We start from the raw sequence: 13,933 nt of genomic DNA, 5'->3' as shown, positions 1-13,933 counted from the left end.
GCTCGGACGCGGCCTCCTCGGACGCGGCCTCCTCAGACGCCGTCTCCTCAGTCGCAGCTTCCTCAGGGGTCGCCTCACCAGACAGGGGCCCCTCAGACGCCGTCTCCGCCGACTCCGTCTCCCCCGACACAGGCTCCTCGGGCGTGGCGGGTTCGGTGGGCGGGCGGTCCGGCTCGTGCGGGGAGAGGGGACGGCCGGCGGTTTCGGGCTCGGGAGGGGTGTCAGTCATCGTCCTTCTTCTCCGCGGGTCGTCCTGAGTAGTCGTCGCCGACGACGACCTCACCCTCTTCGGTGCCGGTCCAGGTGATGTACAGCTCGCCGAGCGGCTCCGCCTGCTCCAGCGCGACGGCCTTCTCCCGGTAGAGCTCGAGCACGGCCAGGAACCGCGCGACGACCTCGAAGGTGCCGGCGCAGTCGGCGGTCAGCGCCCGGAACGTGGCGCGCTCCAGCCGCCGCAGACGCTTCACGAGCAGGGCGGCCTGCTCCTTGACGCTCGCCTGCGGCGCGTAGATGTGCGTGGTCGACACCGTCGGCACGGGTTTGGGCGCGAGGGTCTTGGCGGCCAGCCGGGCGAATTCGGCCGGGCCCAGGCCGATGAGCACCTCGGGCAGGAGGTTCGCGAACCGCGGCTCCATCGGCACCGTACGGGCGAAGCGGCGCGACTCGCGGGCGATCCGCCCCGAGAAGACCCCCGCGACCTCCTTGTACGCGCGGTACTGCAGCAGCCGCGCGAACAGCAGGTCGCGGGCCTCCAGCAGGGCGAGGTCCTCTTCGTCCTCGACCTCTCCGGAGGGCAGCAGCCGCGCGGCCTTCAGGTCGAGCAGAGTGGCGGCGACCAGCAGGAAGTAGCTCGCCTGGTCGAGGTCCCACTCGCGGCCGCGGGTGCGGATGTGGGCGATGAACTCATCGGTGACCTTGTGCAGGGCCACCTCGGTGATGTCCAGCTTGTGCTTGGCGATCAAGCCGAGGAGCAGGTCGAAGGGACCCTCGAAGTTGTCGAGGTGCACTTCGAACCCGTGCTTGTGCTCCTCCGCGGCCGGCTCGCTCACCTCGCCAACGGTAGTGGAGGTCACGCACTCCCCTGCCACGTGGGAGCGTGACGCCCGGGTGCACCCCTCGGCGGTCCGGTGCGGTCAGGGGCCGCACCGGGACCGGTCAGGTGAGGTGCTGCCACCTCTGGAGTACCTCCTTGGCGAGCTCCCGGTAGGCGTTGGCGCCCATGGACGACGGGTCGAAGCGGGTGATGGGCTCACCCACGACCGTCGCGTCCGGGAACCGTACGGTGCGGTTGATGACCGTGTGGAAGACCTTCTCACCGAAGGCGTCCACGATGCGGCCGAGCACCTCGCGGGTGTGGAGCGTGCGCGAGTCGTACATCGTCGCGAGGAAGCCGTCGATGGACAGCTCCTCGTTGAGCCGCCCTTGTACCTTCTCGATCGTCTCCATGAGCAGCGCGACACCGCGCATCGCGAAGTATTCGCACTCGAGGGGGACGAGCACGCCCTGGCTGGCGGTCAGCGCGTTGACGGTCAGCAGGCCCAGCGACGGCTGACAGTCGATCATGATGTAGTCGTAGTCGGCCACGACCGGCTTGAGCAGTCCGCCGAGGATGTACTCGCGGCCGACCTCGTGGACGAGCTGGACCTCCGCGCCGGACAGGTCGATGTTGCTGGGCAACAGGTCCATGCCCTCGACGCTGGTCTCCAGGATGACCTCTTCGGTGTCCACGCCCCGCTCCATGAGCAGGTTGTAGATCGTGAGGTCGAGCTGGCGGGGGTCGCCCTTGCCCAGGCCCACCGACAGCGCGCCCTGCGGGTCGAAGTCGACGAGCAGCACCCGCCGCCCCTGCTCGGCCAGGGACGCGCCCAGGTTGATGGTCGTCGTCGTCTTGCCGACCCCGCCCTTCTGGTTACAGACCGAGACGATGCGGGCGGGCCCGTGCTCGGCCAGCGGGGGTGGGTCGGGGAACGACGGAATGGGACGCTGCGTCGGTCCTAGCGGCGCGGCGTCTCGCGGATCGGTCGCGATCGCGGTCGAAAGCACACTCTCCGAACGTGCTCTCTCCTCGTGCGCGCTGATGTCAGTCACCAGCTCCTCGAACCTCCCCGGCGACCTTGGTTTGCCGTCAAGATGGGGACTCTATGGCCTGTCAAGTAAGGCGGCAAGGCGGCACACCGACGGTCGCGCCTTTGTTCGGATACCGCCCAGAACCCCACGCCCGGCCGCCGCTCACGACGAGCCGGGGCTCCGGCAAGTCTCTCAGACACTGGCGCGCGGGTGCGCCGAAGCGTAAACCTCCCGCAGCCGGTCGACGGTGACCAGCGTGTAGATCTGGGTCGTCGCCACGGACGCGTGGCCCAGCAGCTCCTGGACCGCCCTGACGTCGGCTCCGCCGTCGAGGAGATGCGTCGCGAAGGAATGCCGTAGGGTGTGCGGTGAGACGTCCTTGAGCTGCGCGCGGCCGGCCGCCGTCCGCAGCGTCGACCAGGCGCTCTGGCGCGACAGCCGCCCGCCGCGGGCGTTGAGGAACAGCGGGCCGCCGCTGCCGCCGGGCGGGCCGAGCGCCGGGCGCGCCCGCAGGAGATAGGTCTCGAGCGCCTCACGGGCGTACCGGCCGACCGGGACGAGGCGGGCCCTGGCCCCGGTGCCGTGCAGCCGGACGACGGCACGCTCGAGGTCGACGTCGCCGACCTCGAGCCCGACCGCCTCGGAGATCCGGGCGCCGGTGCCGTACAGCACCTCCAGCAGGGCCCGGTCGCGCAGGTCGCGCGGCGTGTCACCCTGGCCGGCCGCCGCGAGGAGACGCTCGACCTCCTCGATCGTGATCGCCCTCGGCCGCCGGCGCGGCGCCGACGGCGGCCGTACGTCGCGCGCCGGGTCGGCGGCCGACAGCCCCTCTCGCACGGCGAAGCGGTGCAGGCCGCGGACCGCGACGGCCGCGCGGGCGGCCGACCCGGCGGCGAGCGGCGGGTGCCGCTCGTCGCCCTCGCGCAGCCGGTCCAGGAAGGACACGACGTCGTCCTCGCCGACCTGCCCGATCGCCGTACGGCCGCGAGCGACGAGCGTGTCGACGTAGCGCCGCAGGTCACGCCGGTACGAGCTCAGCGTGTTGGCCGCCAGGCCGCGGTCGACCGCGAGATGGTCGAGGTACGCGCGTACCTCGGCCCGCAGCGCTGGCCCGAGCTCTTCTCCGGCGGCTGGTATCAGCGCGGCACCTCATCCAGGCGGGTCGAGGGGGCTCGACGTGTCATCCTTCCGGGGCGTCGGGCGCGCGAAGGTCACGGTAACCCGTCTCCCGTGCGGCGTAGACCGACAAGATACCCATCACCGCAAGGGGGTTGTGGATGTGCCCGCGCCGCACCGCGGCGACCGCCTCGTCGAGCGGCACCCAGGCGACCGGCATCCCGGCCTCCTCGTGGATCCGTTCGAAGTCGATCTCCTCCTCGGGGATCTCGCTGAGCCCGCGGGCGAGGAAGACGCGCACGCGCTCGTTGGTCATGCCCGGGGAGGTGAAGACGTCGACCAGCGTGTGCCACTCGCGGGCCCGGTAGCCGGCCTCCTCGGCGAGCTCGCGGGCCGCCGTACGCCACGGTGGCTCGCCGTCGACGTCGCGCAGCCCCGCCGGGGGTTCCCAGAGCAGGCGGCCGACCGGGTGGCGGTACTGGCGGATGAGCAGGACGCGGTCCTGGTCGTCCAGGCCGATCACGCCGACCGAGCCGGGGTGGATGACGATGTCGCGCTGGACGACCTCGGTCGTGTCGCCGTTCGGCATGCGTACCCGGTCGGTGCGGACCTCGACGATGCGGCCCTTGAAGTGCTCCTCGCGGCCCTCGACCGGCCACGACTCGGGGGTGTCGGCCAGTTCCGCGGCGCCGGCGTCCGCTCCCCCGCCGGAGGAGAGACCGGGCCCGCCGTGCTCACCGCTCCGATCGCTCATTCGGCGTGGTCCAGGGCCGCGGCGACGAGACCGGCGAACAGCGGGTGCGGCCGGGTCGGGCGGGACCGGAACTCCGGGTGCGCCTGCGTGCCGACGTAGAACGGGTGGGTCTCGCGGGGCAGTTCGGCGTACTCGACGAGACGTCCGTCGGGCGAGAGACCGGAGAAGACGACGCCGGCGGCGGTCAGCTCCTCGCGGTAGGCGTTGTTGACCTCGTAGCGGTGCCGGTGGCGTTCTTCGACCTTCTCCGCGTCGCCGTACACCGCGCGGACCACGGAGTCCTCGGCGAGGTTGGCGGGGTACAGGCCCAGGCGCATCGTGCCGCCCATGTCGCGCTCGCCCGCGACGACGTCGACCTGGTCGGCCATGGTCGCGATGACCGGATCGGCGGCCTTCTCGTCGAACTCGGCGCTGTTGGCGTCGGTGAGCCCGGCGAGGCTACGGGCGGCCTCGATGACCATGCACTGCAGGCCCAGGCAGATGCCGAGCGTGGGGATGCGGTTCTCGCGGGCGTGCCGGGCGGCGCCGACCTTGCCCTCGATGCCGCGCACGCCGAAGCCGCCGGGGATCAGGACGCCGTCCACGCCCTTCAGCTCGCGGGCGGCCGACTCGGGTGTCGCGCACCGGTCGCTCTTGACCCAGCGGATGTTGACCCGGGTGTCGTGGGCGAACCCGCCGTGGCGCAGCGCCTCGGTGACCGACAGGTACGCGTCGGGCAGGTCGATGTACTTGCCGACGAGCGCGATCGTGACCTCGCGGGAGGGCTGGTGGACCCGGCTCAGCAGGTCGTCCCACTCGCGCCAGTCGACGTCGCGGAACGGCAGCCCGAGCCGGCGCACGACGTAGGCGTCCAGGCCCTCGGTGTGCAGCACCTTGGGGATGTCGTAGATGCTCGGGGCGTCGATCGCGGACACCACCGCCTCGGCGTCCACGTCGCACATCAGGCTGATCTTGTTCTTCAGGCTCTGGGTGATCGGCCGGTCGGAGCGGCAGACGATGGCGTCGGGCTGGATGCCGATGCTGCGCAGCGCCGCGACCGAGTGCTGCGTCGGCTTGGTCTTCAGCTCGCCGGACGGCCCGATGTAGGGCAGCAGCGACACGTGCAGGAAGAAGCAGTTGTCGCGGCCGATCTCGTGCCGGATCTGGCGTACGGCCTCCAGGAACGGCAGCGACTCGATGTCACCGACCGTGCCGCCGACCTCGGTGATGACGACGTCGACGTCGGGACCGGCCATGCCGCGGATCCGGTCCTTGATCTCGTTGGTGATGTGCGGGATGACCTGCACGGTGTCACCCAGGTACTCCCCGCGCCGCTCCTTGGCGATCACGTTGGAGTACACCTGGCCCGTGGTGACGTTCGCCGAGCCGTGCAGCTCGGTGTCGAGGAACCGCTCGTAGTGACCCACGTCGAGGTCGGTCTCGGCGCCGTCGTCGGTGACGAACACCTCGCCGTGCTGGAAGGGGTTCATCGTGCCGGGGTCGACGTTGAGGTAGGGATCGAGCTTCTGCATCGTGACCCGCAGGCCGCGCAGTTTGAGAAGCCGGCCGAGGCTGGATGCCGTGAGCCCCTTGCCGAGGCTGGAGGCGACACCGCCGGTGACGAAAAGATGCTTGGTGGTCCTTCCGGACCCACCAATGACTGCCGAAGCCAAGAGGGACGCTCCCGTGGTCGTTGTCGCGGCTGCGCCCACCTGACCGGTGGGCGGCCAATCTCCACGGGCCACCAGGATAACAGGCGATGTACCTGATCAGCCGCGAGCCGATCAGATCAGCTGTAGCCCCCGGCGTAACTTCCGGTGGCGGCGCTCCCAGCGGCCCCCGGTGACATCGTGCGCAGCTGGCCGGTCAGATCGTCGATCAGCTTCCTCGCCTGGTCCGCCGACGTGCGCGCCTGGTCACGCTCGGCCGACAGGGCCGACAGGGCGTCGCGCTGCTGGGTGACGGCCTCGGCGAGCTGGTCGACCCACTGCTCGCGCTCCTTCAGCTTCTCGCTGATCGAGTCGCGTTCGGCGCCGACCTGGCGGGCCTGGGCGAGCGCCTGGTCGCGCTCGCGGATGAGGTCCTCCACCCGGCGCTGGGTCTGCGCCAGCTCCGACGCGGCGCGGGCCTGCGCGAGCTCGGCGCTGTCGCGGTCGTTCTCGATCTGCTTGACGCTGTCGAGCGCACGGCGCCGCTCGGCGTCGAGGTCCTGGACGCGGCGCCGGAGGACGTCGGCGTCCTTGGAGGCGGCCTCCAGGTCGGCGAGCCTGCTGCGCAGGGTGTTCAGCTCGGCCTGCGCGGTCTCCAGCGCCTGGGCCAGGTCGGCGGCGTGCTTGGAGATGCGGTCGCGCTCGCCCTCGAGGGCCTTGCGCCCCGCCTGCGCCTCTCCGGCGGAGCGGTGCGCCTCGTCGCGGTCCTCGCGCATCTGGTCGCGTTCGGACATCGCCTGGCGAGCGGCGACCTCGAACTGCTCCGCCTGCGCGCGGGCCTGGTCGCGTTCGGTGAAGGCCTGCCGCATCGCGGCCTCGGACTGCTCCGCCTGGGCGCGCAGGCGCTCGGTCTCCTGCCAGGCGCCGGCGGCCTCGCGCTGGGCCGCCTCGCGCTCGGACATCATCTGGCGCACGGCGGCCTCGGACTGCTCCGCGCGCTGCTCGGTCGCGCGCAGCTGGGCGAGCGCCTGTTCGGTCTCCTGCCGGGCCCCGACCGCCTCACGCTGAGCGGTGTCACGCTCGGACATCATCTGCCGCACGGCGGCCTCGGACTGCTCGCTGCGCTGCTCGGCCGCGCGGGCCTGCTGCTCGGCCGTACGCGCCTTGGCGAGCGCCTGGTCGGTCTGCTGCCGGGCCCCGACGGCCTCGCTCTGGGCGTTGTCGCGCTCGCTGATGGCCTGCCGCATGGCGGCCTCGGACTGCTCGGCCTGCGCGCGGGCCCGCAGGCCCTCCTGCCAGGCGGTGTTGGCCTCCTGCTTGGCCGACTCGCGCTCGGAGATCGCCTGGCGCACGGCGGCCTCGGACTGCTCGACGCGCTGGTTCATCTCCTCCAGCTGCGCGCGTACGCGGTCGAGCTCCTGCTGCATCGCCGCGGCGTCCTGCTTGGCCGACTCGCGCTCGGCCATGAGCTGGCGACCGGTGGCCTCGGCCTGCTCCTTCTGCTGCCGTACGGACTGCGCCTCCTGGCGCATCGCGGCGGCGTCGCGCTGGGCGGCCTCACGCTCGGTCATGAGCTGCCGCACGGCCGCCTCGGCCTGCTCGGCGCGCTGGTCGAGCTGTTCGTTCTGGGCGCCGACCCGCTCGATCTCCTGCATCGCCGCGGCGGCGTCCTGTTTGGCGCTCTCGCGCTCGGCGAGCATCTGGCGCGCGGTGGCCTGCGCCTGCTGCACCTGGGTGCGGAGCCGCTCGACCTCCTGCCAGGCAGAGGTCGCCTCCTGCTTGGTCTTCTCGTGCTCCGCCTGGACGGCCGCGATCTGGACCGCGGCCTCCTGCTTGGCCTCGGCGACCTTCTGCTCACCCTGCGCCAGCGCGCCGGCGAGCATGTCCGCCATCTGCCGCAGCCGGTCGACGACCTCGCCCGGCTGTTCCGCGTCGCCGCTCCGGGCCGGCCGGCTGCCGTTGCCCGGCAACCAGGACGACCCGCCGCCCTCCGCGGAGTAAGAACCGCCCGAACCATTGAGATCGCTCACATAGGGAACTCTAAGGGCGTCTCGCGAGGCTGTCTGCCATGTCCGGGAACGTGTGGCGCATCACTCGTGGATCAATCCCCCCATGCCCTCCTCCGAGAAGGGGGTGTGACCTGGGAGGGGAGACGCACGGGCGCGTCGGCGTCACTGTGCGAAGCCGTCAATCCCCTCGATCGATTGATTGATGAGAAAATGCCGCCCTTGGCTTCCTCCGCCGCCCTGAAGGGCGGGGATCCCTTCCCTCGCGGGTCGGGGTTTCCTGCTTCAGCGACGGCCGCCCGCCCCGCGTACGCGGTTGGGGTCTTACACCGTCTCCACAGGCTTGAGCCGCCAGCCCGGCGGCACGGATGTTCCTCGCCGCGTTCACGTCCCGGTCGTGGACCGTCCCACACGCGGGGCAGGTCCATTTCCGGGCGTTCAGCGGCAGAGCGTTGACCGCATGCCCGCAGGTCGAGCAGGTCTTCCTGCTGGGGAACCAGCGGTCGATCACGACCAGCTCACGGCCATACCAGTCGCACTTGTATTCCAGCATGCCCCGCAGGTCCCGCCAGCCCGCATCGGAAATCGCGCGGGCCAGTGAATGGTTCTTGATCATGTTGCGGACGTTCAGATCCTCGATCACGACCGTTTGGTTCTCACGGACGAGCCGAGTCGACAGTTTTTGCAGGTGGTCGCGGCGCCGGTCGGCGATTCTGGCGTGGATGCGGGCGACCTTCAGACGGGCTTTGGCCCGGTTGTTCGACCCTTCTGCTTTGCGGGCCAAACCGCGCTGGGCTTTGGCCAGCCGGGCACGGTCCCTCCGCTCATGACGGGGATTGGTGATCTTCTCCCCGGTCGACAGGGTGAGCAGGGACGTGATGCCCACGTCGATGCCGACCGTTTCGCTGGACGCGTCCAGCCGTCCGATGCCAGTCTCCACCAGGATGGACACGAACCAGCGTCCGGCCGTGTCCCGGCTTATGGTCACCGCGGACGGCTCCGCGCCCTCCGGCAGCGGCCGAGACCACACGATGTTCAGCGGGTCAGCCATCTTCGCCAAGGTGACCCGTCCGTCACGCCAGCGGAACGCACTGCGGGTGTACTCGGCCGACTGCCGTGACTTCTTGCGCGATTTGAACACCGGGTAGCGGGCGCGTTTCTCCCAGAATGCCGCGAACGCACCTTGCAGGTGCCGCAGGGTCTGCTGGAGAGGAACGGAGGAGACCTCGTTGAGGAACGCGTACTCCTCCGAACGCTTCCACTCGGTCAGCATCGCCGAGGACTGCGCGTAAGAGACCCGGCGGCGCTCGGTGTACCAGGCGGCCGTACGGGCTTCCAACGCCTTGTTGTAGACCAGGCGCACGCACCCGAAGGTGCGAGACAGCTCGGCGGCCTGTTCAGGCGAGGGATAGAAGCGATACTTGTACGCTCGCTTCACCTGCTTCGCCATGGCTCACACGTTATCAGGTCAGTATGTAAGACCGTATGAATGAGGGAGGGAAGCGGCGCTTCCTCCTCGGCCTCAACGCCGGGGTCTCCACGCCGCGCTACTGATGAAGACCTTGTATCCGCCGATCGAGCCGTACGAATCCGGATTCGTGGAGACCGGCGACGGCGACCGGATCTACTGGGAGGCCTGCGGGAACCCCGCCGGCAAGCCGGTCGTCATGCTCCACGGCGGCCCGGGCGACGGGTGCGGTCCCGGGCACCGCCGGCTGTTCGACCCGGAGGCGTACCGCATCGTCCTGTTCGACCAGCGCAACTGCGGGCGCAGCCTGCCGAGCGCGAGCGATCCGTCGGTCTCGCTCGAGCGCAACACCACGTGGAACCTCGTCGCCGACATCGAGCTGCTGCGCGAGCACCTGGGCATCGACCGGTGGATGGTCTTCGGCGGCTCGTGGGGCAGCGCGCTCGCCCTCGCGTACGCCGAGACGCACCCGGAGCGGGTCACCGAGATGGTGCTGCGCGGGATCTTCACGCTGCGGCCGTTCGAGCTGTACTGGTACTACCAGGAGGGCGCCTCGCTGCTGTTCCCCGACCTGTGGGAGAGGTTCGTCGAGCCGATACCGGAGGACGAGCGCGACGACCTGATCACCGCGTTCCACGCGCGGCTGAACGACCCGGACCCCGCGGTGCGCCTGCCGGCCGCGCGGGCCTGGAGCGTCTGGGAGGGGTCGACGATCACGCTCCTGCCGGACGAGAAGCTGATCGAGGAGCACGCGGCCGACGACTATGCGGTGGCGTTCTCCCGGATCGAGAACCACTACTTCGTGAACGGCGGGTTCTTCGAGGACGACCAGCTCCTGCGCGACGTCAAGAAGATCCGGCACATCCCGTGCGTGATCGTGCAGGGCCGCTACGACGTAGCGACGCCGGCGGCGACCGCGTGGGACCTGCACCAGGCCTGGCCCGAGGCGGACTTCCACCTCGTCGCCGACGCCGGCCACGCGTACAGCGAGCCGGGCATCCTGCACCGCCTGATCGAGGCCACCGACCGGTTCGCCCGCTCCTGAGCCGGCCGCCGCCCGGTCCCGCCTGGCCGATTCCGAATCGGATTCGGTAACGTGGGAGCGGACGGAACGCTGAGAGACCGTCCCGGGCCCTCACGGGGGCGCCGGGCCGTCTCCGGGAAGGGGCTCGCGTGACGATGACCGGCGCGGCGATCGCCGGGCTCGGGATGACCGAGCTCGGCAAGGTGTACGGCCGCAGCCCGCGCCGGCTGGCGGCCGACGCCGTACGCGCCGCCGCCGACGACGCCGGCCTCGCCCTGTCCGACCTCGACGGGCTGATCGTCAGCCACGGCCTGTCCGGCTCCCCCGGTATCGAGCTGGCGGGCGTGCTCGGCCTGCGGGACCTGCGGCTGCTCACCCAGATGAACTCCTACGGCGCGACCGCGATCGGCATGGTCTCCCACGCCGCCGCGATGGTCGGCAGCGGCGCCGCCTCGGCGGTGGCCTGCGTCTTCGCCGACGCGCCGCTGCGCCCCGAGCGCTCCTCCGGCTCCGCCTACCACCGCGACGCGGCGGAGTGGCACGGCATCGGCGGCCTCCAGGCTGCGCTGGGCTTCCGCAGCGTCAACGCCTTCTACGCCCTCGCCGCCCGGCGGCACATGGAGCGCTACGGCACCACGAGCGAGCAGCTCGGCGCGATCGCCGTCGCCACCCGCGCCTGGGCCGGCGGCAACCCGCTCGCCCAGATGCGCGAGCCGATCTCGCTGCGCGACCACCAGGAGTCCCGCTGGGTCGTCGAACCGCTGCACCTGCTCGACTGCTGTCTCGTCTCCAACGGCGGCATCGCCGTGATCGTCACGAGCGCCGAACGCGCCCGCGACCTGGCCCGGCCGCCCGTCCACGTGTGGGGGTGGGGCCAGGGCCACCCCGGCCGCCGCATGGAGCGCGGCGGCGACTTCGGGCTGACCACCGGAGCCGCGCTGTCCGGGCCGGCCGCGATGAAGATGGCGGGGATCACGCCGGCCGACGTCGACAGCTGCCAGATCTATGACTGCTACACCTTCACCGTCCTGGTGACGCTGGAGGACTACGGCTTCTGCGCCAAGGGTGAGGGCGGGCCGTTCGCCGCGAGCGGTGCTCTCGCCCCGGGCGGCGCGCTGCCGGTCAACACCGGCGGCGGGCAGCTGTCGGGCTACTACATGTGGGGCATGACCCCGCTGTCCGAGGCCGTGATCCAGGCCCGCGGCCAGGGCGGTGAGCGGCAGGCGCCGCGCAATGACGTGATCCTCGTCAGCGGCAACGGCGGCATCCTCGACCACCATGCGACGCTGGTCGTGAGCCCGCACGCGAAGGAGTCCCCATGACCGAGCGCAGCGAGGGAATCAGAAGACGCGCCCCGGTGGTCACACCCTCCGACGCAGGAGGAATCATGACCGAGCGCGGCGAGGGAATCAGAGAACGCGCCCCGGTGGTCACACCCGCGGCCGGTCCGATCCGGCGTGACGGCCGCGGCGACCCGTTCTTCGACGGCGCCGCCGAGGACCGGCTGGTCGTACGCTGCTGCGCCTCCTGCGAGCGGTGGTTCGCCCCCGACGCGACCGGCTGCCCCGGATGCGGCACCGACGACCTGTCCTGGGCCGAGGCGAGCGGCGAGGCGGTACTGATCTCCTGGGCGGTCGCCCACTCCCGTACGGGCGAGACGGCGCCCCTGGCCCTGGTCGAGCTGGCCGAGGGCCCCTGGATGTACACGCGGCTGGAGGCGGTGGAGGCACCGCGCGAGGGACTGCCCCTGCGGGCGAGATTCGTCCATCCGGACGAGGGCGAGAGCTACCCGGTGTTCGAGGAGCGCGACCGGTGAGAACAGACGTGTGCGAGACGTTCGGGATCGAGTTCCCGCTGTTCGCCTTCAGCCACTGCCGTGACGTGGTCGCGGCGGTCACCAACGCGGGCGGATTCGGCGTGCTCGGCGCCGTCGCCTACTCCCCCGACCGGCTCGAGGAGGAGCTGCGCTGGATCGACGACCACGTGGGCGGCCGCCCGTACGGCGTCGACGTCCTCGTGCCCGGCAAGATCGCCAAAGAGGCGGAGGCATCCGGTGACCTGCTGTCGGCGATCCCGGCGGGGCACTGGGAGTTCCTCGCCGGGCTGTTCGAGCGGTACGGCGTACCCGCCCCCGACCTGACGGCCGGCCGCGGGGACGCCCGCCGCGGCGGTCGCCAGGTGACCGAACAGGGCGCGACCGAACTGATCGACGTCGCTCTGCGCCACCCGATCCGGCTCATCGCCAGCGCCCTCGGCCCGCCCCCGCCGCTGATGGTCGAACGCGCGCGGGCCGCGGGCGTGCCGGTCGCCGCGCTCGTCGGCACGGTCGAGCACGCGCGCCGTCAGGTCCAGGCCGGCGCCGACCTGATCGTCGCGCAGGGCTCGGAGGCCGGCGGGCACACGGGCGAGATCTCCACGATGGTTCTCGTTCCGGAGGTCGTGGACGCCGTGGCGCCGCTGCCCGTGCTCGCGGCGGGCGGCATCGCGTCGGGCCGGCAGATGGCCGCGGCCATGGCGCTCGGCGCGCAGGGCGTGTGGTGCGGCTCGGTCTGGCTGACCACCGAGGAGGCCGAGACGCTCCCGGCGGTGAAGGCCAAGATGCTCGCCGCCTCCTCGAGCGACACCGTGCGCTCCCGGTCCCGTACGGGCAAGCCCGCGCGGCAGCTGCGATCGGCGTGGACGGACGAGTGGGACGCCTCCCCCGCCAGCCCCGGAGCGCTGCCGATGCCGCTCCAGATGATCGTCGCCGAGGGCGCGATGGGGCCGATCGGCACGGCCGCCGAGAACGGCAACGAGGGCGCCCGGCAACTGGTGAACTACTTCGTCGGCCAGGTCGTCGGCCGGATGACCACCGTCAAGCCCGCACGCCAGGTCGTCTACGAGATGGTCGAGGAGTTCGGCGAGGCACTGGAACGGCTGGCGGCGCTCGGCGACGGCTGAACCTCACGGCGGCGTACGGAGCGGGCGGCCACGGCCGACAGCGCGACCGCGCCGAGACCGAACACGACGTTCCCGGTCAGCGCGGTGCCCCGGGGGACGTCCATGTCCCGCGCGTGCGAGACGCCGACCCACGCGTAGGTGAGCAGCGCCCCACCGGCCAGGGCGAGGCGGTGCGCCTCGCCCCAGCCCGTACGCCGGCACCAGCGCGCGCACAGCGCCACGCTCGCGGCGACGAGCCCGAGCCAGGCGCCCGCCACGGCCCACTGCGGGACGCCGTCGCCGAGGAACTCACGGGCCCAGTAGAGACTCGTCACCCCGAACGCGGCCGTCCCCACCCTCCAGGGCGCCGGGGCGGCGGGCGCGGACCTGGCCGACGGGCCGCGGCGGAGCGCGAACGCGACCACGACGAGCGCGACGATGACGGTGGAGCACCAGGCCAGCTCGGCCGGTGAGGCGACGAAGCGCGTCTGGGCGACCTGCGCGGCCGACAGCAGCACCGCCCCGGCGGCGAACAGCCCGGCGGTCACCGCGGTGCCGGTACGGCCGAGCCAGGGCCCGGCGGTCACCGCGGTGCCGGTACGGCCGAGCCAGAGCCCGGTGGCCTCGCGGCCGCAGGCCTCCACGAGGGCGATCGGCACGCAGATGCTCCAGACGGTGTGCATCGACAGCGCGCCGCCGCCGTACATGGGAGCGAACATGAACAGCGAGGCGACGTCGGTGATCGGGGTGTTGCCGAGCAGGTACTCCCCCACGAGCGGCGCGAGGAAGAACAGGGCGACGGCGCGTCCCCGGTGGCGTGGATGTCGTCCGGTCACCCGCCCGAGCGTAGGAACGCCGGGCGTACGGCCGCGTCGGCCGATCGGCCATGGCGGCATGGCCACCCGGCCATGCCCGGGCTCCGGTGCGGCGCGCGGCCCGCCGAGAGACGAC

Annotated in this window: 12 protein-coding genes; 4 read left to right on the top strand and 8 right to left on the bottom strand. The window is 71.8% G+C overall.

Features of this window, described 5'->3' with window-relative positions:
• Positions 1–221: 221 nt before the first annotated feature.
• The 7 genes from ABEA10_RS25285 to ABEA10_RS25255 all read right to left on the bottom strand — a co-directional run bounded on the left by ABEA10_RS25285 (position 222) and on the right by ABEA10_RS25255 (position 9,021).
• Positions 222–1,049, bottom strand: coding sequence for a segregation and condensation protein A (locus ABEA10_RS25285; RefSeq protein ID WP_345468101.1), 828 nt, complete (start codon positions 1,047–1,049; stop codon positions 222–224).
• A 106-nt stretch (positions 1,050–1,155) separates the two neighbouring features.
• Entirely contained in the window at positions 1,156–1,977 is an 822-nt protein-coding gene (locus ABEA10_RS25280; RefSeq protein ID WP_425550962.1) for a ParA family protein, read from the bottom strand.
• Between the two features lie 282 nt (positions 1,978–2,259).
• Positions 2,260–3,204, bottom strand: a complete 945-nt coding sequence (locus ABEA10_RS25275) for a site-specific tyrosine recombinase XerD (protein ID WP_425550961.1) — start codon at positions 3,202–3,204, stop codon at positions 2,260–2,262.
• A gap of 43 nt (positions 3,205–3,247) precedes the next feature.
• Complete coding sequence (locus tag ABEA10_RS25270) at positions 3,248–3,937, bottom strand: NUDIX domain-containing protein (RefSeq protein ID WP_345468099.1); 690 nt, start codon at positions 3,935–3,937, stop codon at positions 3,248–3,250.
• Positions 3,934–5,589, bottom strand: coding sequence for a CTP synthase (pyrG, locus tag ABEA10_RS25265; protein ID WP_345468097.1), 1,656 nt, complete (start codon positions 5,587–5,589; stop codon positions 3,934–3,936). The genes ABEA10_RS25270 and pyrG overlap by 4 nt, the downstream gene beginning before the upstream one ends.
• A 116-nt stretch (positions 5,590–5,705) precedes the next feature.
• The gene (locus tag ABEA10_RS25260; RefSeq protein ID WP_345468095.1) at positions 5,706–7,595 is read right to left on the bottom strand and encodes a coiled-coil domain-containing protein; all 1,890 of its coding nucleotides are present in this window, start codon (positions 7,593–7,595) and stop codon (positions 5,706–5,708) included.
• A 157-nt stretch (positions 7,596–7,752) separates the two neighbouring features.
• Positions 7,753–9,021 carry an RNA-guided endonuclease InsQ/TnpB family protein gene (locus tag ABEA10_RS25255; protein ID WP_345468093.1) on the bottom strand — a complete coding sequence of 423 codons (1,269 nt, stop codon included), beginning with the start codon at positions 9,019–9,021 and terminating at the stop codon, positions 7,753–7,755.
• A 103-nt stretch (positions 9,022–9,124) separates the two neighbouring features.
• Between ABEA10_RS25255 and pip the strand changes: the two genes are divergently transcribed.
• From pip to ABEA10_RS25235, 4 genes are all read left to right on the top strand, one after another.
• A complete protein-coding gene (gene pip, locus ABEA10_RS25250; protein ID WP_345468091.1) occupies positions 9,125–10,084 on the top strand; it encodes a prolyl aminopeptidase in 960 nt (319 codons plus the stop codon).
• Positions 10,085–10,218: 134 nt separating this feature from the next.
• Complete coding sequence (locus tag ABEA10_RS25245) at positions 10,219–11,385, top strand: thiolase family protein (protein WP_345468226.1); 1,167 nt, start codon at positions 10,219–10,221, stop codon at positions 11,383–11,385.
• A 65-nt stretch (positions 11,386–11,450) separates the two neighbouring features.
• Positions 11,451–11,879, top strand: a complete 429-nt coding sequence (locus ABEA10_RS25240) for a Zn-ribbon domain-containing OB-fold protein (RefSeq protein WP_345468088.1) — start codon at positions 11,451–11,453, stop codon at positions 11,877–11,879.
• The gene (locus ABEA10_RS25235; protein ID WP_345468086.1) at positions 11,876–13,003 is read left to right on the top strand and encodes an NAD(P)H-dependent flavin oxidoreductase; all 1,128 of its coding nucleotides are present in this window, start codon (positions 11,876–11,878) and stop codon (positions 13,001–13,003) included. The genes ABEA10_RS25240 and ABEA10_RS25235 overlap by 4 nt, the downstream gene beginning before the upstream one ends.
• Here ABEA10_RS25235 and ABEA10_RS25230 read toward each other — a convergent pair.
• Entirely contained in the window at positions 12,940–13,818 is an 879-nt protein-coding gene (locus ABEA10_RS25230) for a hypothetical protein (protein ID WP_345468084.1), read from the bottom strand. The genes ABEA10_RS25235 and ABEA10_RS25230 overlap by 64 nt on opposite strands.
• Positions 13,819–13,933: the final 115 nt, after the last annotated feature.

The sequence above is a fragment of the Actinoallomurus oryzae genome, from assembly GCF_039541955.1.
GTDB lineage: Bacteria > Actinomycetota > Actinomycetes > Streptosporangiales > Streptosporangiaceae > Actinoallomurus > Actinoallomurus oryzae.
This window is presented reverse-complemented; position numbering and strand designations above follow the sequence as displayed.

Coding starts and splice junctions, on each gene's coding strand:
- pip (WP_345468091.1), top strand. CDS start 9,125: ATGAAGACCTTGTATCCGCCGATCGAGCCGTACGAATCCGGATTCGTG.
- ABEA10_RS25245 (WP_345468226.1), top strand. CDS start 10,219: ATGACCGGCGCGGCGATCGCCGGGCTCGGGATGACCGAGCTCGGCAAG.
- ABEA10_RS25240 (WP_345468088.1), top strand. CDS start 11,451: ATGACCGAGCGCGGCGAGGGAATCAGAGAACGCGCCCCGGTGGTCACA.
- ABEA10_RS25270 (WP_345468099.1), bottom strand. CDS start 3,937: ATGAGCGATCGGAGCGGTGAGCACGGCGGGCCCGGTCTCTCCTCCGGC.
- ABEA10_RS25255 (WP_345468093.1), bottom strand. CDS start 9,021: ATGGCGAAGCAGGTGAAGCGAGCGTACAAGTATCGCTTCTATCCCTCG.